Below are 19,093 nucleotides of genomic sequence, written 5' to 3' on the forward strand. Positions count from 1 at the left end.
ATGGTACGGCGCAGGAGCATGCCTCCGGAAAGGCCGTCAGCGGTCGCGTTCGTCACTCTCGGCTTCGACCATCTGCCGCAGCTCCAGGTCCCGCAGCAGGTCCTGGAGCTCGTCGCGGATCCAGTCGCGGGTGGCGACCTCGCCCAGGCCCAGCCGCAGCGCCGCGATCTCCCGGGTCAGATACTCGGTGTCGGCGATGGAGCGCTCGTTCTGCTTGCGGTCCTGCTCCTGGGTGACCCGGTCGCGGTCGGCCTGGCGGTTCTGCGCCAGCAGGATCAGCGGCGCCGCGTACGAGGCCTGCAGCGACAGGGCCAGGGTCAGGAAGATGAAGGGGTACTGGTCGAACCGCAGGTAGCCGGGCACGGAGACGTTCCAGGCGATCCACAGGATGATCGTGACCGTCATCCAGACGATGAAGCGCCCGGTCCCCAGGAACCGCGCGATCTTCTCCGACAGCCGCCCGAAGGCCTCCGGGTCGTACTCCGGCAGGAACGTACGGCGCGGGGCGCGCGGCACGTCCAGGCGCACCCGGGGCCGCTCGGCGGCGCCCCGCCGCACCGCCGAGGCGCCGTTCGCCCGCGAGCGCTGACCGCTCTCCCGCTCCTCAGCTCCCATCGGCGGCCTTCCCCAGGCGCGCGGCGCCGGTCAGCCCGGCCGCGCCCTCGCCGTGCAGCTCGGCCTCCCGCCAGTCCTCCGGCAGCAGATGGTCCAGCACGTCGTCGACGGTCACCGCGCCCAGCAGTGCGCCGCTCTCGTCCACGACCGGCGCGGCCACCATGTTGTACGCGGCCAGATAGCTGGTCACCTCCGGCAGCGCGGTGTCCGGCGGCAGCGGCGGCAGGTCGGTGTCGGCGATCGAGCTGACGAGGGTGAACGGCGGGTCCCGCAGCAGCCGTTGGAAGTGCACCAGGCCCAGGTACTTCCCGGTGGGGGTCTCGTCCGGCGGCCGGCAGACGTAGACCTGGGCGGCGAGCGCGGGGGAGAGGTCCGGGTCGCGCACCCGGGCCAGCGCGTAGGCCACCGTCGCGTCCGGGCGCAGCACGATCGGGTCGGTGGTCATCAGACCGCCCGCGGTGCGCTCCTCGTAGGACATCAGCCGCCGCACATCGGCGGCCTCCTCCGGCCGCATCAGCCCCAGCAGCCGCTCCTTCTCCTCCTCCGGCAGCTCGGAGAGCAGGTCGGCGGCGTCGTCCGGGTTCATCGCCTCCAGGACGTCCGCGGCCCGCTCCTCCTTCAGCTTGCCGATGATCTCGACCTGGTCGTCCTCCGGCAGCTCCTCCAGGACGTCGGCGAGCCGGTCGTCGTCGAGCGCCGCGGCGACCTCGGCGCGGCGCTTGGGGGAGAGGTGGTGCAGTACGCCGGCGAGGTCGGCCGGGCGCAGCTGCTCGAACGTGGCCAGCAGGCTCTCGGCCCCCTGCCCGTGCTCCTCCAGCGAGAAGCCGGTCACCGCCGACCACTCCACCGTCAGCGTCTCGCCCTTGCGGCGCAGCGCCCCGCCCTTGCCCTTGCGGACGAAGACCTTGTCGATCTCCCAGTCGCGGCGGGCCGGCAGCTGGATGATGCCGATGTCGAGGACGGTGACCTCCTCACCGGTCTCCACCAGCCGCACCCGGCGGTCCAAGAGCTCCCCGAAGACCAGCGTCTCGGACGACCGCTGCTCGAAGCGCCGCATGTTGACGACGCCGGTGGTGATGATCTGGCCCGACTCCACACCGGTCACCCGGGTCATGGGCAGGAAGATCCGGCGCCGGCTGATCACCTCGACGACCAGCCCGAGCAGCCGCGGCGGGCGCCTGCCGACCCGCAGCAGCGCGACGAGGTCCCGCAGCCGGCCGACCTGGTCGCCGTTGGGGTCGAAGACGGCGATGCCGGAGAGGTGGGAGACAAAGACCCGGGGAGTCACCACTGCCATGCAGAGCGCCGCCCTTTCTCCCTGTTCCTTCAGAAATGAGCCGTTAATTCGGGTTCAGGCTAACGCGCCCCGGACCGCGCCGCTGCGGCGAACGAGGCCGTAGGGTGACCGCCGCGCACCCTGCTGAAGCGCACTTACGGCCCAGGTACGCTGCCGTACTGGCTGTCGAGGTCACCCGTATCAGGAGGCAGAGCCGACGTGAGCGCAATCCCCTTCGGGGCCGGCCCCCGCCCCCTGGCCCCAGCCCGCCGTACGGGCCGGGCCGCGCTCGCGGGGGCGGCCTGTGTGGCACTGGCCGCCGCGCTGGCGGGCTGTGCGGGGGAGGACCCGGACGCCGGCACCAACGGTGTGGGGAAGCTGCCCCCCGCCAAGATCGAGTCCAAGGCGCGGGCGGCGGCCCAGCGCGCCGATTCGGTGCGCCTGTCCGGCAACGTCGTCAGCCACGGCCGTACGTACAAGCTCGACATGAGCCTGGCCAAGGACGGCGCCAAGGGCGAGCTGACCACCAAGGCGGCCGCCTTCCAGCTGCTGCGGGTCGGCAAGGCGCTCTATCTGAAGGCGGACGCCGCCTTCTGGGCGGGTGAGAAGAGCGGCTCGTCCGGTGCGCCCGACCAGGCCGCGGCCCGCAAGCTCGGCGGCAAGTACGTCAAGGTGCCCGCCGCCGACCCGGTCCACCGGCGCTTCAGCGGCTTCACCGACAAGGACACCCTGCTCGCCAGCCTGCTCGCGCTGCACGGCAAACTGACGACCGGTGACCGCGGCGACGTCGGCGGCGTCCGCACCATCCGGCTCTCCGCCGCCGCCGGCTCCGGCGGCACGCTGGACGTCTCGCTGGAGGGCACGCCCTATCCGCTGCGGCTGCAGCGCGCCGGCGGCGCGGGGGTGGTCCGCCTCGCCGACTGGGGCAAGCGCGTGGACCTCAAGGCGCCGCCCAAGGACCAGGTCGTGGACTACGGCACCCAGATCTCCGGCGCGCGCTGAGCGCCAGGGGCGCCCGCCCGCGGGTCAGCCCTTGCGGCCCCGGCGCAGCAGCTTGGGCAGCGCGGCCGGAATGGGCCGCCGGGTGATCGCGGGGGACGCCAGCGGCGGCGCGGCGTGCGAGACCTCCGGCATCCGGCCGGGACGCTGCTCGGCCTCGTGACCTGCCGGCTCCAGCCGCAGCACCCGGCACTCGCGCTGCCAGCGCTCGGTGATGACGTCCGCGTCCGGGGCGTTGAGCCGCTTGCCCTTGAGCTCTTCGACGGCGGCCTGCCAGGCCTCGCTGCCCGGCTCCGGCTCGACGACCCTGGCCTGCCAGACGACCAGCCGGCCGCCCTTGTCCTTGCTGCGTACGGTGACCGTGGCGACGGAGCCGGCGGTGAGCCCGAGGTCGGCCAGCGGCTGCTCGCCGGGCCCGTCCCCGATCAGGCAGGCGGCCCCCTCGTGCCACACGTGCCACAGCGCGCGGGCCGGGCCCGTCGTCCCCCGCACCCAGATGAGGCCGGACTTCTTCGTGGCCTCTTCGATGAGCGCCCGATCCTGCAGGGCCTGCGACACGGTCTCCGTCATACGGCTCAGCCTAATGGCCCCGGACGCGGCCGCCCGGGGCCGCCCAGGGCCTGAGACGGGGCGGGGTCACAGCCACCCGTTGCGCTTGAAGCCGCGGTGGATGCCGAAGCAGATCGCGACCGTGACGACCAGGACCGCCGGGTAGCCGTACTTCCACTTCAGCTCCGGCATGTAGTCGAAGTTCATGCCGTAGATCCCGGCGATCATCGTGGGCACGGCGAAGATCGCCGCCCAGGCCGTGATCTTGCGCATGTCCTCGTTCTGCGCGACCGCCGCCTGGGCGAGATTGGCCTGCAGGATGGAGTTGAGCAGGTCGTCGAAGGACAGCACCTGCTCGTTGACCCGCGCCAGGTGGTCGGCGACGTCCCGGAAGTACTTCTGGATGTCGGAGTCGACCAGCCGCATCGGCCGCTCGCTCAGCAGCTGCATCGGCCGCAGCAGCGGGGACACCGCGCGCTTGAACTCCAGTACCTCGCGCTTGAGTTGGTAGATCCGCCCGGCGTCGCCGCCCTTCGCGGACGAGCCCTTGCCGCCCTTCCCGTTGGTCCCCGAGCTGAAGACGTCGATCTCCACCTCGTCGATGTCGTCCTGCACCGCGCCGGCCACCGCCATATAGCCGTCGACGACCTGGTCGGCGATGGCGTGCAGCACCGCGGACGGCCCCTTGGCCAGCAGCTCCGGGTCGTCCTGCAGCCGGTGCCGCAGCGCGCGCAGCGAGCCCTGGCCGCCGTGCCGCACGGTCACGATGAAGTCCCGGCCCGTGAAGCACATCACCTCGCCGGTCTCCACCACCTCGCTGGTGGCGGTCAGCTCGGCGTGCTCGACGTAGTGCACCGTCTTGAAGACGGTGAACAGGGTCTCGTCGTAGCGCTCCAGCTTGGGCCGCTGGTGGGCGTGCACGGCGTCCTCGACGGCCAGCGGGTGCAGCCCGAACTCCTTGGCGATACCGGCGAATTCGGCCTCGGTGGGCTCGTGCAGCCCGATCCAGGCGAAGCCGCCCTCGGCCCGTACCTGGGCCATCGCCTCGGCCGGGCTGACGTGGTCGCTCACCCGGCGGCCCTCGCGGTAGACACCGCAGTCGACGATGGCGCTGTTCGGGCAGGCCGGGGTGGACTCGGCGTAGCGGTAGGGGGATTCGTCGCGGCGCCGGGACGGGCGTACGGCGGCGCGCAGGTCGCGGATCATCGACATGGCAGGCTCCTTCACGGGCCGGCCGTCAGCTGCGGGCGCGGGGCGCAGCGCTGCCCGGAACGTGGACGTACGAGGCTTCATCGGCTGTACGTCCGCAAAGCGGGCGGCGCTCCGTGCGGAACAGTGACGGCAGTTCGCAGAGACACGGACAAAGAGTCGAAGGCGCTCTTCCGTCATCTCGTCCGGCGCAAAGGCGCTTCCTGTGTTTCGCCGTTCAACGGCGGGGTACGGAAGCTCTCGGATCAGGAGCTGCGCTGCGCGAGGGGGATGACGGGAGAACTATCGGTACTGCACGGTCGACTCGGATCCACCGCAGCCCCACCTCCTCCGGCCGGTCCCCGCTGGGGGACGACGTCATTCCCTGACCAGACGGCCAGGCTATCAGCCGCCTGAAGCGTTCCGGTGCCGTTTTGCCTGTTCGATACGAAGCCCGCCGTGCCGCGCCGCGGCTCCCCCGAACGGGGCCGGGAGCAGGCTCGTTGAGGGCGGGGGTCCGGCCTATGCTCGCGGCATGTCTGACGTTCTTGAGCTGGTCGAAGCCCGGCTGCGTACGAGCCTGGGCGAGCCGGACGCGCGCGCCGCCGTCACGTTCCTGGGGACCGACCGCATCGAGGTGCTCCGCTTCGTGGACGACGGGGTGGTGAGGTACGCCACGCTCGGGATGTCCGCAGCGCCGATGGCGGACCCCACGGCCGTGCTGGCCGACCCGCTGCGCGGCCCGCGCGCCGAACTCGTGCTGTCCGTACGGGGCGGCCGCGCGGACACCGACAAGGTGCTGCGGGCGCTCGCCGTGCTCGCCGCGTCCCCGCAGGTCGAAGGGGTGATCGTGGCGCCGGGTGCCTCGCTGGACGTGGGCGGGCCGCTGTGGCCGGGGGCGGCGTTCACCTCGGTCCTGGTGGCCGAGCCCGGAGGTCTGATCGAGGACCTGGAGCTGGACGAGCCGATGGACCCGGTCCGCTTCCTGCCGCTGCTGCCGATGACGCCCAACGAGGCCGCCTGGAAGCGGGTGCACGGCGCCGAGGCCCTCCGGGAGCGCTGGCTGCGGCACGGCACGGACCTGCGGGACCCGCTGCGTGCGGGGGTGCCGCTCGACTGACCCGGCGGACGGCACCGCGTACCTAAGCCCCGGACACCCTGTGGATGCGGACCGGCGCGCGGGCCGCGGAGGGCGGTCCAAATGCGGGGCCGCGCACGTGATTCGGGGCACACCGGTCGAGTGATCGTCCTTGACGCGGCGGCGGGGCTGGAGGACCGTTGGTCCTTATGAGGGGCGAACCCAGTTGCCCGAAGTGCGGAGGCCGGGTGAGGGCGCCCGGTCTCTTCTCCGACACCTGGCAGTGCGCCGTACACGGCACCGTGCACCCGCTCCAGCCGGTCGTCCCGCCGAGTGTCGAGGCGCTCGGTGTCGTCGTGCACCGTGCGCAGGTTCCCGTGTGGATGCCCTGGCCGCTGCCGGTGGGCTGGCTGTTCACCGGCGTGGCGTGCGCGGGCGACGACCGCAGCGGCGGCCGGGCGACGGCGGTGGCCTGCACGGGGCCCGGACCGCTCGGCGGCCCCGGCGAACTCCTGCTGATCGCCGAGGAGCTGGGCGTCGGCCTGGGTGCCCGTTATGCCGGCATCGACGGCCCCGACCCCGGCCCCCATATGCGGGTGGACGAAAAGCCGCACGGCAAGGTGCTCGCCGCGGGCCGTCCGACGGCGCTGTGGCACGTCGACGGCGTGCCGTCGGACCGCGCGGTCTTCGCCGGCGAGGCCCGCGGGCTGTGGCTGTGGGCCATCGCCTGGCCCGAGCAGGCCGGGCTGCTGATGTACGACGAGCTGGTGCTGACGGATCTGCGCGAGGCGGGCGCCGAGGTGGATCTGCTGCCGTGCGGGGCGCTGTCGCCGCGGATCCTGAGCTGAGGTCCGGCCCCGCGTGGGCGGGCCGCCGCCGGGCCGCCGCGCCGGGCGGGGGCCGTCCGGGCCGCCCGGTTATCCTTCTGGGGTCCCCTGTCCGTCCCCGCAGCAGTCTGGAGTCCGCGTCGTGCGCATCGATCTGCACACCCACTCCACGGCGTCCGACGGTACGGACACCCCCGCCGAGCTGGTGCGCAACGCCGCCGCCGCCGGACTGGACGTCGTCGCGCTGACCGATCACGACACCGTCGGCGGCCATGCCGCGGCGCGTGCCGCGCTGCCCGCGGGCCTGACGCTGGTCACCGGCGCCGAACTCTCCTGCCGGCTCGACGGGGTGAGCCTCCATATGCTCGCCTACCTCTTCGACCCCCAGGAGCCGGAGCTCGCCCGCGAGCGGGAGCTGGTGCGCGACGACCGGGTGCCGCGCGCCCGGGCCATGGTCGCCAAGCTGCGCGACCTGGGCGTGCCGATCACCTGGGAGCGGGTCGCGCGGATCGCCGGCGACGGCGCCGTGGGGCGGCCGCACCTCGCCACCGCCCTCGTCGAGCTGGGCGTCGTCGACTCCGTCTCCGACGCCTTCACCTCCGAGTGGCTCGCCAACGACGGCCGGGCATACGTGCACAAGCACGAGCTCGACCCGTTCGAGGCGATCCGGCTGGTCAAGGCCGCGGGCGGGGTCACCGTCTTCGCGCATCCGCTGGCCGTCAAGCGCGGCAGCTGCGTGCCCGAGAGCGCGATAGCCGAGCTGGCCGCGGCGGGCCTCGACGGCATCGAGGTCGACCACATGGACCACGACGCGCCGACCCGTGCGCGACTGCGCGGGATGGCCGCCGACCTGGGGCTGCTGACCACCGGCTCCAGCGACTACCACGGCAGCCGCAAGACCTGCCGCCTCGGTGAGTACACCACCGACCCGGAGATCTACGGCGAGATTGTGCGCCGTGCCACCGGTGCCTTCCCCGTTCCCGGCGCGGGCGGCTGAGGGCAGCCCGGCCCCTTTCCCTCTTCCCCCTTCTCCCCACGGCCCTGCGCGTCCTCCTACGGGCGCGCATGTCCCCCCGGGCCCGCGCCCCGCCGCCGGCCCGTGACCCGCTCGCCCGTACCACCTCTCGCAAGGCCTTCACCGTGTTCGACGTCGCCGTCTTCAGTACCCTCTTTGTCACGCTTTTCGTGATCATGGACCCCCCGGGGATCACTCCGATCTTCCTGGCCCTGACCTCCGGCCGGCCGGCCAAGGTGCAGCGCCGGATGGCCTGGCAGGCGGCCACCGTCGCCTTCTGCGTCATCGCCGTCTTCGGGCTCTTCGGCCGCCAGATCCTGGGCCGGCTGCACATCTCCACGCCCGCGCTGATGATCGCGGGCGGACTGCTGCTCCTGCTGGTCGCGCTGGACCTGCTGACCGGCAAGTCGGAGGAGCCGACCCAGACCAAGGACGTCAATGTGGCGCTGGTCCCGCTGGGCATGCCGCTGCTGGCCGGGCCGGGCGCGATCGTCTCGGTGATCCTCGCGGTGCAGCACGCGCACGGGTTCGAGGCGCAGCTCTCCGTCTGGGCGGCGATCGTGGCGATCCATGTCGTGCTGTATCTGGTGATGCGGTTCTCGCTGGTGATCATCCGCGTGATCAAGGACGGCGGGGTGGTCCTGGTGACCCGGCTGGCGGGCATGATGCTCTCCGCGCTCGCCGTGCAGCAGATCATCAACGGCGTCCTGCAGGTGATCGAGGGAGCCTGATCCGCAGGACGGCAACGCGGCGGCGCCCCCGTACGACGTGTTCGTACGGGGGCGCCGCCGCGTCGTTACGGGCGGGCGTCGGTACTAGCGGGCGGCGGTGTCGGCCGGGCGGATGTAGATGCGCTGGCCTATGGCTGCGGCCTGCTGCACGATCCGGTTGACGGAGGCGGCGTCCACGACGGTGCTGTCCACGGCGGTGCCGTCGACATCGTCCAGGCGCATGATCTCGAAGCGCATACGGCTTCTCCCTTCGTCTGATCCTCCTGCGGAGAACTGAATGGTGTGGCTCGCGTGGCTTCGCTGCCAGGCGCTCCGTATGTGTACAACGAGCCGCACCCTGCAATCATTCCCTACGCTAAAGAAAAATTTCGACGGTCTAAGTACTGCTCTGGGGAGCGCTTGTGCCCGCCGAGCGGGCGCCCGGACAATGGGTCCCGTATGAACGACGTCCCGCCCACGGGCCCCACCGACCTCGCCGCGCTCGCCGCCGGGATCGAGCGCACCAACGAGCTGCTCACCCACGTCCTCGCCAAGGCCGCCACCACCTCGTCCACCTACGCGGCCTTCGTGGACGCGGGCTATGTCTATGCCGCGGCGGGGAGGCTGGTCGCCGGGACGGAGGACCGCAAGGGCTTCGGCCTGGACGCCGAGGGGATCATCGAGGCGTTCATCGACAAGGCCCGGATGATCTTCCCGGACAGCCGGCTGCTGCGCGTCTACTGGTACGACGGCGCCCGCCGCCGCATCCACACCCAGGAACAGCAGCGGATCGCCGAGCTGCCCGACGTGAAGGTCCGGCTCGGCAACCTCAACGCCAACAACCAGCAGAAGGGCGTCGACTCCCTGATCCGCTCGGACCTGGAGTCACTGGCCCGGCACCGCGCGATCAGCGACGCGGTGCTCATCGGCGGCGACGAGGACCTGGTCTCCGCGGTCGAGTCCGCGCAGGGCTACGGCGCGCGGGTGCATCTGTGGGGCATCGAAGCTCCGGGCGGCCGCAATCAGGCCGAGCCGCTGCTGTGGGAGGTCGACAGCGCGCGCATCTTCGACCTGGACTTCTGCAAGCCGTACGTCACCCGGCGCACCGGCGCCGAACACCCGGACCAGGCGGCGGCCGACGGGCCGGCGCCCAGCCGCGAGGAGGTCCGCTTCGTCGGGGCCCAGGTCGCCGCGCAGTGGCTGTCGGAGCGCGGCCGCGAGCGGGTGGCCGAACTCCTGCCCGGCCACCCGTATCTGCCCGGCACCGTCGACCAGGAACTGCTGACCGCCGCGGAGGCGCTGCTGCGGCACTCCCTGCGCGGCCATGCCGACCTGCGCCGGGTGCTGCGCGACGGCTTCTGGGACCACGTTCAGGGCCAGTACTAGGGGTGTCCGACGGCTCAGGCCCTGGCGAGGAGCTCGGCGAGCCGGTCGAAGAAGCCCGCCCAGCCCGCCTCCGCCCGCCGGTACTGCTCGCCGCTGAGACTGCCGCCGATCTGCCGGAAGGCCATCTCCGTACGGCCCCCGAGATCCGTCAGGGTCACCCGTACCAGCTCGCCCTCGGCGCTGCGCGGCGCGGAGGCGTCCTTGATCGTGAACTCCAGCCGCTCGGGCGGCGCGACCTCCCGGTAGACCCCGGAGAACGGCAGCTCGCCGCCCTCCGGGGTGAGCATCACCAGACTCCAGGTCCCGCCCGGCCGCACATCCATCGTCAGCCGGTCGGCCGGCACCGCCAGCTCCCCGCCGAACCAGTAGGCGAAGTGCTCCGGCCTCGTCCAGGCCTCGAAGACCAGCTCGCGGCGGGCGTCGAAGCTCCGGTTGAGCGCGATGCCGTGCGGGTCGTCCCGGGAGGTGTCGGTCATGGTCGAGCCCTTCGTACGAAGCCGGTGCCGGCCGGGCGCCGGTGGCCGCCCGCCCTCTTGCCCTTGGATGCTCGCCGAACCGGTCCGCGCCCACGACATGCTCTAGCCCGGTCGGCGCATCGCTGCCGCGCGCCCCGCGCCGGCAGCTGCGACGGTCGTCTGCATGACCGATCGGCACCCCGCGCCCCGCTTCGACGCCGGGGTCTCCCTCTTCCGGCACCCCGTCGAGTGGTGGCGCGCAGCGCGGCGGCGGAGCCGCGAGAAGAAGTGGGAGAAGAGTTCGTGGGAGCTGAGGGAGGTGCTCCGCGCCGGCATCAGCGAGCTCGAAGCGCTGCTGGAGGCCAAGCCGCTCCGGCCGGACGCGGCGCGGCTCGCCGGCGACGTCCGCAGGGCGCTCGACGACGCGCGGGAGAAGCTCAGCCATGCGCAGCACCCCGGCCACCTGGCCGGAGCGCATCTGAGCGCGGCGCAGATCCATGTCGACGGCGCACGCGATCTGCTCCTTCGCATGATCGAACCGGAAGAGGTCGCGCCGCTTCTGCCGGGACTCGTCGCGCTCGTCAGGGAGCACCTCCCGGTGAAGGATCCCCGGCGTGCCAGGGCCGAGGACATCTGGAAGGAGGTGCACAAGCGCCCCCCGACCCCGGCGGATGTGGAGGCGATCCTCGACGCGGTGAACGTCGCCCGGCAGCAGGCCCTCCGTGACCGGTTACGCGTCGGCAGCTTCGTCCGCATCGTGAAGTACGTCGCCGTCGCGCTGGGGGTGCTCGCGGTGCTCGTCGGCGTACTCGGCTTCCTCTATCCGTGGGTGGTGCCCCTGTGCTTCACGCCGGAAGCCCCGCCGGTCCAGGGCGGCGAGGGCGGCCCCCGGTTCGTGACCGTCTGCTCGGTGGCCAGCAGCGATGAGCTGATGTCCGCCCCGCAACCCAGCGGCCTCAGGGATCTGCCCGCGATCGAGTTCAACTACGTGGTCGTGGAGATCGTCGGGCTGCTGGCAGCCGCCATCGCCGCCGCCTCCGCACTGCGCCGTATGAGCGGCACGGCCACGCCCTACGACGTACCGGTGGCGCTGGCGTGGCTGAAGCTGCCGACCGGTGCGCTGACGGCGGTGCTGGGGCTGCTGCTGATGCGCGGCGGGTTCGTCCCCGGTCTGACCGCCCTCGACTCGTCGGCCCAGATCATCGCGTGGGCCATCGTCTTCGGCTATTCGCAGCAGATCTTCACGCAGTTCGTCGACAAGCAGGGGCAGGCGCTCCTGGCGGGCGTCCGCGGGCCGGGCGCGGCACCGCCGCCCAACCCCGGCCCTCCGGCAGCGCCGGCGGAGTAGGACGTCTCAGCCCACCCCGCTCCAGAACCCCGTCAGCGCCTCGGCCGTCTTCTCCGGGCGCTCGGCGTTGGGGGAGTGCTCGGCGCCCTCGATGACGGTGCGCGCGGCGGCGAGCCGTTCGGCCATCGCGTCCATCCACGGCACCGGCCAGGCGTAGTCGACGGACCCGGAGACCACATGGGCGGCCAGCCCCGTACGGGCCAGCTCCGCCACCCGGTCGGGCTCCTGAAGCATCTGACGGCCGGTCGCGATCAGCTGCTCGGGGACGGTGTTCAGCCAACGGCGGTGCAGAAACGCGCCGATCTCCGGGGGCGTCGAGGCGTCCGCCGCCTCCGGAGGGTCCAGCTCGCGCATCGCCCGCCAGATGCTCTCCATGTCGAGCGTGCCGAGCGCCTCGATCAGCATCCGCACCCTGGCCTGCTGGGACGCCTCGATGGCCGCGGGCCCGGAGCTGAGCACGGTGAGCGAGCGGAACGGGGCGGCGTCCAGGAGCACCGCGGCCCGGGTGATCAGCCCGCCCAGCGAGTGCCCCAGCAGGTGCAGGGGACCGCTCCCGGGCTCGTGCACGGCCCGCGCCTGGGCCAGTACGTCGAGGGCCAACTCCCTTTGTGCGTACGCCACTTCACTGCGCGGGCCGGGGGACTCGTGCTGGCCGCGGCCGTCCACCGCGACCGCCCGGAACCCGGCCGCGGCGAGCGGCGCCAGCAAGGCGATGAAGTCCTCCTTGCTGCCGGTGAACCCGGGCACCAGCAAGGCGGTCCCGATCGGCGCGCCGTCGGGACGGGCGTCGTGCACGGCGAACGCACCGCGCTCGGTGTCGAGTCGGTACGCACGGGCGCACGGGGGCAGCGTGAGGGTGGGCGGCCTGCTCATGGGACGAGGTTAGCCGGGCGGGGCGGTGAAACCGGGCCGGGAACGCCGACGACCCGGCACCCGCGGACGTACTCGTCCAGGAGCGGGGCCGGGTCGCCGGGCGTTGCGCGTCAGCTCTCGGGCGTCGCCTCGGCGGCGGGGGCCTTGGCCCGGGTCCGGCGGCGGACCGGCTTGGCCTCGGCGGCCTCCGCGACGTCCGCGGCCGGCTTGGCGGCGGCGGCCTTGCGGGTCCGCTTGGGCTTCGCCGGTGCCTCGGTCGCGCCCTCGGCGGTGGCCGTCGCGGCCTCGGCGGCCTTGGCGGCGGCCGTCTTGCGGGTCCGCTTGGGCTTCGCCGGGGCCGCCTCAGCGCCCTCGGCGGTGTCCGCGGCCTCCGCGACGTCCGCGGCCGGCTTGGCGGCGGCGGCCTTACGGGTCCGCTTGGGCTTCGCCGGTGCCTCGGTCGCGCCTTCGGCGGTCTCCACCGCGGCCTCGGCGGCCTTGGCGGCGGCCGTCTTGCGGGTCCGCTTCGGCTTCGCCGGCGCCGCGTCCACCACGGTGTCCGCGGCCTGGGCCACGGTCTCCGTCACCGCGGCCGGCGCCGTCTCCACGGCGGCCTTGGCGGCGCTGCGGGTACGGCGGCGCGGCTTGGCCGGCGCCTCGACGGGCTCCGTCACCGCGGCGGGTTCGGCGACCGCCGCCGAGGCCTGCGCGGCGAGCGCGATCGCCGCGGTCTCGACGGTCTGGAAGGTCGCGGTGTCCACCGGCCGGACCGGACGGGTACGGCGGCGGCGCGGCTTGGCGGGCTCGGCCGGAGCCTCGGTCACCACGGCGGCGGTGGCCGTCGCCTCGGCGGCCGGGGCCGGTACGGCCGCTGCCACCGCGGTCTGCGCGCCGCGGGTACGGCGGCGCCGGCGCGGCTGCCGCGGCGCCTCGGCGGCCTGCGCGTCCTCGGCAGGCGACCCGCCCGGTGCACGCACCGGCTCCACCGGAGCGGCTGACGCCGCGCCCTCTGCCGCCTCGGAGGCGGCCGGGCCGTCCAGCGGAGCACCGCCGCGGGTACGGCGGCGCTGCCGCGGCGTACGGGTGCGCTTGGGGCGCTCCTCCTCCACGGCGCCGCCCCGGCGGGGGCCGCGGCCGCGGCCGCCGGTCTCGCCCAGGTCCTCGACCTCTTCGGCGGCGAGCCCGGCCCGGGTGCGCTCGGTGCGCGGCAGCACGCCCTTGGTGCCGTCGGGGATGTGCAGCTGCTCGTACAGGTGCGGCGAGGTGGAGTAGGTCTCCTCCGGCTCGTCGAACGGCAGGTCCAGCGCCTTGTTGATCAGCTTCCAGCGCGGGATGTCGTCCCAGTCGACGAGGGTGACCGCGGTGCCCTTGGCGCCCGCCCGGCCGGTACGGCCGATGCGGTGCAGGTAGGTCTTCTCGTCCTCGGGGGACTGGTAGTTGATGACGTGCGTCACACCCTCGACGTCGATGCCGCGGGCGGCGACGTCGGTGCAGACCAGGACGTCGACCTTGCCGTTGCGGAAGGCGCGCAGCGCCTGCTCGCGGGCGCCCTGGCCGAGGTCGCCGTGCACCGCGCCGGACGCGAAGCCGCGCCGGGAGAGCTGGTCGGCGATGTCGGCGGCGGTCCGCTTCGTACGGCAGAACACCATCGCCAGACCGCGGCCCTCGGCCTGCAGGATGCGCGCGACCATCTCCGGCTTGTCCATGGAGTGCGCGCGGAAGACGTGCTGGGTGATGTTGGCGACCGTGGCGCCCTCGTCGTCCGGCGCGGTGGCGCGGATGTGCGTGGGCTGCGACATGTAGCGGCGGGCCAGCGAGATGACCTGGCCGGGCATGGTCGCGGAGAACAGCATGGTCTGCCGCTTGGCCGGCAGCAGCTGGATGATCTTCTCGACGTCGGGCAGGAAGCCCAGGTCGAGCATCTCGTCGGCCTCGTCCAGGACGAGGGCGCGCACCTGCGAGAGGTCCAGCTTCTTCTGGCCCGCGAGGTCGAGCAGCCGGCCGGGCGTGCCGACGACGACGTCGACGCCCTTCTTCAGCGCCTCGACCTGCGGCTCGTAGGCCCGGCCGCCGTAGATCGCCAGGACCCGGACATTGCGGACCTTGCCGGCGGTGAGCAGGTCGTTGGTGACCTGGGTGCACAGCTCGCGGGTCGGCACGACCACGAGGGCCTGCGGCGCCTCGGTCAGCTGCTCGGGCTTGGAGCGGCCCGCCTCGACGTCCGCGGGGACCGTGACGCGCTCGATGAGCGGCAGGCCGAAGCCCAGGGTCTTGCCCGTGCCGGTCTTGGCCTGGCCGATGACGTCGTTGCCGGAGAGGGCGACGGGGAGCGTCATCTCCTGGATGGGAAAGGGGGAAATGATGCCGACGGCCTCCAGGGCCTCGGCCGTCTCGGGGAAAATCCCAAGGTCTCGGAACGTAGACAGAGTCTTGCCTCTTCTGTGAGACGCGGTGGGAGGCGGCGAAGGGGGTCGTACCGCTCCGTCGTACGGCTTCGTACGGGTCGGCCTGATGACGGCCGATGGAGCGGGACCACTGCCAACGCTCAGGCACTCCTGCCGCGAGCGGTGTCCCTCCTGCTGTGCGCACGTCTCGTACGCGCCGCGGGGGAGGGCGGTCGGTTTGGAGCCGATCGGGCCACCGACCGGGCATCCGCTTCGTGGAGCGACCCACCGGTTACCGGCAGGTCCAATACCACTGTACCCCGGATAACGCGTACCCATCCGAAGGCTTGTATGAGTGAGGAATACATCACGTCCGGCCGACGTGCCCGCGGCCGGTCCCCGGGGCGGTTCCCGCAGCCGGACGGAACTGGCTGACCAGGGCCTTCCGCGCGCCGCCCGGCGGGCTATTGTGCCGGTCATGGGAACGCCTGACAACGCCGCGGCTGACGCGCAAGAACACACCGGGATCGCCGCCCAGAACTGGGCGCAGGCATCCGCCGACCCGCAGTACCGGGCGGCCGTGATCGATCTGCTCGGCGCACTCGCGTACGGCGAGCTGTCCGCCTTCGAGCGCCTGGCGGAGGACGCCAAGCTCGCGCCGACGATGGACGACAAGGCCGAGCTGGCCAAGATGGCCTCGGCCGAGTTCCACCACTTCGAGCGGCTGCGGGAGCGGCTCGCGCAGATCGAGGCGGAGCCGAACGAGGCCATGGAGCCGTTCGCCGCCGCACTGGACGAGTTCCACCGCCAGACGGCGCCGTCGGACTGGCTGGAGGGCCTGGTCAAGGCGTATGTCGGCGACTCGATCGCCAGTGACTTCTACCGCGAGGTCGCAGCGCGGCTCGACTCCGACACCCGCGATCTGGTGCTGGCCGTCCTCGACGACACCGGGCATGCGTCGTTCGCCGTCGAGAAGGTGCGGGCGGCCATCGAGGCCGAGCCGCGGGTCGGCGGGCGCCTCGCGCTGTGGGCGCGGCGGCTGATGGGCGAGGCGCTCTCGCAGGCGCAGCGGGTCGTCGCGGACCGTGACGCGCTCTCCACGATGCTGGTGGGCGGGGTGGCCGACGGTTTCGACCTGGCCGAGGTGGGCCGGATGTTCTCCCGGATCACCGAGGCGCACACCAAGCGGATGGCGGCGCTGGGGCTCGCGGCCTGACGGCCGGGTGCCGAGGAGGACGGTGACCTGCTGACGAAGGCGCCGGGTGGCTCAGGCCGTCCGGTGCCCCTTCAGCGGCGTGGCCGGCCGCCGAAGACGGTGGCGCGGCGGGCGCACCAGGACCGAGAGCAGCGCCACGCCCACCGCGACCGCGGCGAACAGCACCTGGACGGGGTGCCCGGGGCCGAGGATCGAGCGGGTCAGCAGGGCGCCGAGCAGCGCCGCCACCGGGCCCGTCGCCAGGGTCAGCGTGCGGGCCGGAAGGCGGTCGGGCAGCCAGCGCACGGCGGACAGGGCGATGGCCAAGCCGATGAGCACGGCTCCGAGCGCTTCCCAGATCATGCTGTTCCCTCCCGCGTGACGGCGTGCCCGCATGCCAGGACCGAGATGCCGATGGCATGGCGCCGATCGGACGAACAAATCGGTCGTAGGCGGTCGTACCCAAGGGGCGGCGACAGCAACCCTCCCGCCGCGGGTCCCCTGCCTGATCAGCGCAGCCGGGCCGACCCGAACGGCCTGATCTGCGCACATCCGGACCGGTGGAACGGAGAAAGGGGCGGTGGCCCGGAGAGTCTCCGGGCCACCGCCCCTTGGTGCCTCTTTGTTCGCGGGCGCCGCGGCGGGCGTCCCGCCGGTCAGAGCGCGCCGAACCCGACCTTGCGGCCGGCCGGCTCTCCGAGCTCCACATAGGCCAGCCGGTCCGCCGGGACCAGGACCTTGCGGCCGTGTTCGTCCGCCAGCTTCAGCAGGTCCGACTTGCCGGCCAGCGCGTCGGACACCGCGCGCTCGACCTCCTCGGCAGACTGCCCGCTCTCCAGAACGATCTCGCGGGGCGCGTGCTGCACGCCGATCTTGACCTCCACGGCTTTGTCCCTCCGACGGTCAGTTGGGGCGCGGCCATCCGCGCTGTACCCAGCACACATTAGCCCGGTACGGGGACGCGCAGGACGCCGCGCACCACGCCAGCAGCGAACACGGTCAGTGCGTGTCGCTTCCGTGCAGCGGGAAGCCGGCGATGCCCTTCCAGGCGAGCGAGGTCAGCAGCTGCACCGCGGTGTCCCGCGGAACCTGGCTCCCGGAGGAGAGCCAGTAGCGCGCCACCACCTGGGAGACCCCGCCCAGCCCCACGGCGAGCAGCATCGACTCGTCCTGGGAGAGGCCGGTGTCCTCGGCGATCACCGCGCTTATGGCCTCGGCGCACTCCAGCGACACCTTGTCCACCCGCTCGCGGACCGCCGGCTCATTGGTCAGGTCCGACTCGAAGACCAGCCGGAAGGCGCCGCCCGGGTCCTCCACGTACGCGAAGTAGGCGTCCATCGTGGCCGCGACCCGCTGCTTGTTGTCGGTCGTCGACTCCAGCGCCGAGCGCACCGACTGCAGCAGTGACTCGCAGTGCTGGTCCAGCAGCGCGAGGTAGAGGTCCAGCTTGCCCGGGAAGTGCTGGTAGAGCACCGGCTTGCTGACGCCCGCCCGCTCGGCGATGTCGTCCATGGCGGCCGCGTGGTAGCCCTGTGCGACGAAGACCTCCTGGGCCGCGCCCAGAAGCTGGTTGCGCCGGGCTCGGCGTGGCAGGCGAGTGCCCCGCGGGCGCGCCGCCTCGGTCTGCTCGATGGCGCTCACGCTGCCTCCCAGAAATCGTTCCGTACGCGGTCTGTACAAGGTGGTGCACCGCGCCCGCCATCGTACTTTTGGGTAACCCGGGTGTGTGCCGTCCAGGGTGAGAATTTCTGTCCGGTACCGCTTCGGCAACCCGACATAACGTCCCAGGTCATCGGTATTCGTCTTCGTTGAGCTCGACGACGCGCGCCTGCTCGGCGCGATCCGCCTCGTTCGCGGTGTCCGGGTCGGTGCCGGTCAGCGGTTCGTCGCGGTGCGCTTCGAGGTCGGCGTACTGCTCCGCGGCGTCCGCTTCCGGCGCCTCCACGTCAAATTCGGGGGCTTCGCTCTCGTCCTCGAAAGTGTCCGGGTCTGTCGGGTCGACGCGCATGGTGGCTCCCTTTCTCGCGGACTCAGTTCGTCGGCTGGCGCCAGGCATGAAAGCAGGGCCCGGGGGCGGCTGCCCCTGTCTACGAGCCTAGGAGAGCCGCCGCAGCAGCGCGATGCGGAGTGTGACCGCGAACACACAATCGGGGGCGTGATCGTCTCGTAACATCGACCCCATGTCTTCGACCGAGTCGCCGGACACCGCGACCGCCGCCCTCCCGGTGCCCCCGGCCGGCCCCGGCCGGCGCGGCGCGGCGGAGACGGTGCGCACCGTGACCCTGACGGGCCTGACGCTGGCCCTGCGGGCGCCGGCCGGGGCCGCGGGGCAGGGCGGCGCGGCGGACGGCGCCGGCGACGAGGGTGCCGCGCCGGGCCGGGAGCCCGCGCTCTACGTCCACGGCCTCGGCGGCTCCTCGCAGAACTGGTCCGGCCTGATGCCGCTGCTCGCCGACCGGGTGGACGGCGAGGCACTCGACCTGCCCGGATTCGGGCACTCGCCGCCGCCGCGCGACGGCAACTACTCGGTCTCCGCACAGGCGCGCGTGATCATCCGCTACCTCGACGCGGCCGGGCGCGGCCCCGTCCACCTCATCGGCAACTCCATGGGGGGCGCCGCGGCGACCCGCGTGGCGGCGGCGCGCCCCGACCTCGTCCGTACCCTGACGCTGATCTCCCCGGCGCTGCCCGAGCTGCGGCCGCAGCTGACGGCGGTGCCCACGGCGCTGCTCGCGGTCCCCGGCATCGCCAGGCTCTTCGGCCGGCTCACCGAGGACTGGACGCCCGAGCGCCGTACGCGCGAGGTGCTGGCGCTCTGTTACGGCGACCCCGGCCGGGTCAGCCCGGAGGGGTTCAACGCGGCGGTCGACGAGTACGCCCGGCGGCTCGAACTCCCTTATTTCTGGGACGTGATGGAGCGCTCGGCGCGCGCTCTGGTGAACGCCTACACGCTCGGCGGGCAGCACAACCTGTGGCGTCAGGCAGAGCGGGTGCTCGCCCCGACGCTTCTCGTCTACGGTGGACGCGACCGCCTGGTCTCCTTCCGGATGGCGCGGCGGGCGGCCGCGGCGTTCCGTGGTTCGCGGCTGCTGACGCTGCCGGAGGCGGGACATGTGGCGATGATGGAGTACCCGGAGGCAGTGGCGCGGGCCGTCCGCGACCTGCTCGACAGTGAAGTGACCGATGTGACCGCTGATGCGGGCAGGAGCTGACACG

General features: G+C 72.8%; 21 protein-coding genes. 9 read left to right on the top strand and 12 right to left on the bottom strand.

Annotation, left to right across the window (positions count from 1 at the left end; genetic code table 11):
- Window positions 1-36 precede the first annotated feature (36 nt).
- Both ACWD6P_RS21170 and ACWD6P_RS21175 read right to left on the bottom strand, forming a co-directional pair.
- Window positions 37-615, bottom strand: a complete 579-nt coding sequence (locus ACWD6P_RS21170) for a DUF1003 domain-containing protein (RefSeq protein WP_451445673.1) — start codon at window positions 613-615, stop codon at window positions 37-39.
- Window positions 605-1,912, bottom strand: coding sequence for a magnesium transporter MgtE N-terminal domain-containing protein (locus tag ACWD6P_RS21175; RefSeq protein ID WP_451445674.1), 1,308 nt, complete (start codon window positions 1,910-1,912; stop codon window positions 605-607). Before ACWD6P_RS21175 ends, ACWD6P_RS21170 begins: the two co-directional genes overlap by 11 nt.
- A 198-nt stretch (window positions 1,913-2,110) precedes the next feature.
- On the opposite strand from ACWD6P_RS21175, the gene ACWD6P_RS21180 reads away from it, so the two are divergent.
- Window positions 2,111-2,893 carry a hypothetical protein gene (locus ACWD6P_RS21180; RefSeq protein WP_451445675.1) on the top strand — a complete coding sequence of 261 codons (783 nt, stop codon included), beginning with the start codon at window positions 2,111-2,113 and terminating at the stop codon, window positions 2,891-2,893.
- A gap of 24 nt (window positions 2,894-2,917) precedes the next feature.
- Here the strand turns inward: ACWD6P_RS21180 and ACWD6P_RS21185 are convergent, their stop codons facing one another.
- On the bottom strand, window positions 2,918-3,460 hold the full coding sequence (locus ACWD6P_RS21185; RefSeq protein ID WP_451445676.1) for a hypothetical protein: 543 nt from the start codon (window positions 3,458-3,460) through the stop codon (window positions 2,918-2,920).
- Window positions 3,461-3,526: 66 nt separating this feature from the next.
- Window positions 3,527-4,651, bottom strand: a complete 1,125-nt coding sequence (locus tag ACWD6P_RS21190; protein WP_451445677.1) for a magnesium and cobalt transport protein CorA — start codon at window positions 4,649-4,651, stop codon at window positions 3,527-3,529.
- A 511-nt stretch (window positions 4,652-5,162) separates the two neighbouring features.
- On the opposite strand from ACWD6P_RS21190, the gene ACWD6P_RS21195 reads away from it, so the two are divergent.
- From ACWD6P_RS21195 to ACWD6P_RS21210, 4 genes are all read left to right on the top strand, one after another.
- Complete coding sequence (locus ACWD6P_RS21195; RefSeq protein ID WP_451445678.1) at window positions 5,163-5,747, top strand: suppressor of fused domain protein; 585 nt, start codon at window positions 5,163-5,165, stop codon at window positions 5,745-5,747.
- 167 nt (window positions 5,748-5,914) lie between these two features.
- Window positions 5,915-6,553: a DUF6758 family protein gene (locus tag ACWD6P_RS21200; RefSeq protein WP_451445679.1), complete on the top strand. Its 639-nt coding sequence runs from the start codon at window positions 5,915-5,917 to the stop codon at window positions 6,551-6,553.
- 121 nt (window positions 6,554-6,674) lie between these two features.
- Window positions 6,675-7,529 carry a PHP domain-containing protein gene (locus ACWD6P_RS21205; RefSeq protein ID WP_451445680.1) on the top strand — a complete coding sequence of 285 codons (855 nt, stop codon included), beginning with the start codon at window positions 6,675-6,677 and terminating at the stop codon, window positions 7,527-7,529.
- 143 nt (window positions 7,530-7,672) lie between these two features.
- Entirely contained in the window at window positions 7,673-8,278 is a 606-nt protein-coding gene (locus ACWD6P_RS21210; protein WP_451445703.1) for a MarC family protein, read from the top strand.
- Between the two features lie 84 nt (window positions 8,279-8,362).
- Here the strand turns inward: ACWD6P_RS21210 and ACWD6P_RS21215 are convergent, their stop codons facing one another.
- Complete coding sequence (locus tag ACWD6P_RS21215) at window positions 8,363-8,515, bottom strand: hypothetical protein (RefSeq protein WP_099871903.1); 153 nt, start codon at window positions 8,513-8,515, stop codon at window positions 8,363-8,365.
- A gap of 201 nt (window positions 8,516-8,716) precedes the next feature.
- Between ACWD6P_RS21215 and ACWD6P_RS21220 the strand changes: the two genes are divergently transcribed.
- A complete protein-coding gene (locus ACWD6P_RS21220) occupies window positions 8,717-9,643 on the top strand; it encodes an NYN domain-containing protein (protein WP_451445681.1) in 927 nt (308 codons plus the stop codon).
- A gap of 14 nt (window positions 9,644-9,657) precedes the next feature.
- Here ACWD6P_RS21220 and ACWD6P_RS21225 read toward each other — a convergent pair whose 3' ends face one another.
- Window positions 9,658-10,119, bottom strand: coding sequence for an SRPBCC family protein (locus ACWD6P_RS21225; RefSeq protein ID WP_451445682.1), 462 nt, complete (start codon window positions 10,117-10,119; stop codon window positions 9,658-9,660).
- Window positions 10,120-10,282: 163 nt separating this feature from the next.
- Between ACWD6P_RS21225 and ACWD6P_RS21230 the strand changes: the two genes are divergently transcribed.
- Window positions 10,283-11,446 (top strand): hypothetical protein, encoded by a 1,164-nt coding sequence (locus ACWD6P_RS21230; RefSeq protein ID WP_451445683.1) that lies wholly within the window; start codon window positions 10,283-10,285, stop codon window positions 11,444-11,446.
- A gap of 6 nt (window positions 11,447-11,452) precedes the next feature.
- Here ACWD6P_RS21230 and ACWD6P_RS21235 read toward each other — a convergent pair whose 3' ends face one another.
- Together ACWD6P_RS21235 and ACWD6P_RS21240 are read right to left on the bottom strand one after the other, a co-directional pair.
- Window positions 11,453-12,319: an alpha/beta fold hydrolase gene (locus ACWD6P_RS21235; RefSeq protein WP_451445684.1), complete on the bottom strand. Its 867-nt coding sequence runs from the start codon at window positions 12,317-12,319 to the stop codon at window positions 11,453-11,455.
- A 110-nt stretch (window positions 12,320-12,429) separates the two neighbouring features.
- Window positions 12,430-14,634, bottom strand: coding sequence for a DEAD/DEAH box helicase (locus ACWD6P_RS21240; RefSeq protein ID WP_451445685.1), 2,205 nt, complete (start codon window positions 14,632-14,634; stop codon window positions 12,430-12,432).
- 526 nt (window positions 14,635-15,160) lie between these two features.
- Here ACWD6P_RS21240 and ACWD6P_RS21245 point away from each other — a divergent pair.
- Window positions 15,161-15,898: a ferritin-like fold-containing protein gene (locus tag ACWD6P_RS21245; RefSeq protein ID WP_451445686.1), complete on the top strand. Its 738-nt coding sequence runs from the start codon at window positions 15,161-15,163 to the stop codon at window positions 15,896-15,898.
- Between the two features lie 51 nt (window positions 15,899-15,949).
- Here ACWD6P_RS21245 and ACWD6P_RS21250 read toward each other — a convergent pair whose 3' ends face one another.
- From ACWD6P_RS21250 to ACWD6P_RS21265, 4 genes are all read right to left on the bottom strand, one after another.
- Window positions 15,950-16,240 carry a hypothetical protein gene (locus ACWD6P_RS21250; RefSeq protein ID WP_451445687.1) on the bottom strand — a complete coding sequence of 97 codons (291 nt, stop codon included), beginning with the start codon at window positions 16,238-16,240 and terminating at the stop codon, window positions 15,950-15,952.
- A 293-nt stretch (window positions 16,241-16,533) separates the two neighbouring features.
- Window positions 16,534-16,761 carry a DUF3107 domain-containing protein gene (locus ACWD6P_RS21255; RefSeq protein ID WP_451445688.1) on the bottom strand — a complete coding sequence of 76 codons (228 nt, stop codon included), beginning with the start codon at window positions 16,759-16,761 and terminating at the stop codon, window positions 16,534-16,536.
- Window positions 16,762-16,876: 115 nt separating this feature from the next.
- Window positions 16,877-17,518, bottom strand: a complete 642-nt coding sequence (locus tag ACWD6P_RS21260; protein WP_451445689.1) for a TetR/AcrR family transcriptional regulator — start codon at window positions 17,516-17,518, stop codon at window positions 16,877-16,879.
- A 148-nt stretch (window positions 17,519-17,666) separates the two neighbouring features.
- Window positions 17,667-17,885, bottom strand: coding sequence for a hypothetical protein (locus ACWD6P_RS21265; RefSeq protein WP_451445690.1), 219 nt, complete (start codon window positions 17,883-17,885; stop codon window positions 17,667-17,669).
- A 172-nt stretch (window positions 17,886-18,057) separates the two neighbouring features.
- On the opposite strand from ACWD6P_RS21265, the gene ACWD6P_RS21270 reads away from it, so the two are divergent.
- Window positions 18,058-19,089 carry an alpha/beta fold hydrolase gene (locus ACWD6P_RS21270; RefSeq protein WP_451445691.1) on the top strand — a complete coding sequence of 344 codons (1,032 nt, stop codon included), beginning with the start codon at window positions 18,058-18,060 and terminating at the stop codon, window positions 19,087-19,089.
- The last annotated feature ends 4 nt before the right edge of the window (window positions 19,090-19,093 follow it).

Source organism: Streptomyces sp. NPDC002446, from assembly GCF_053595675.1.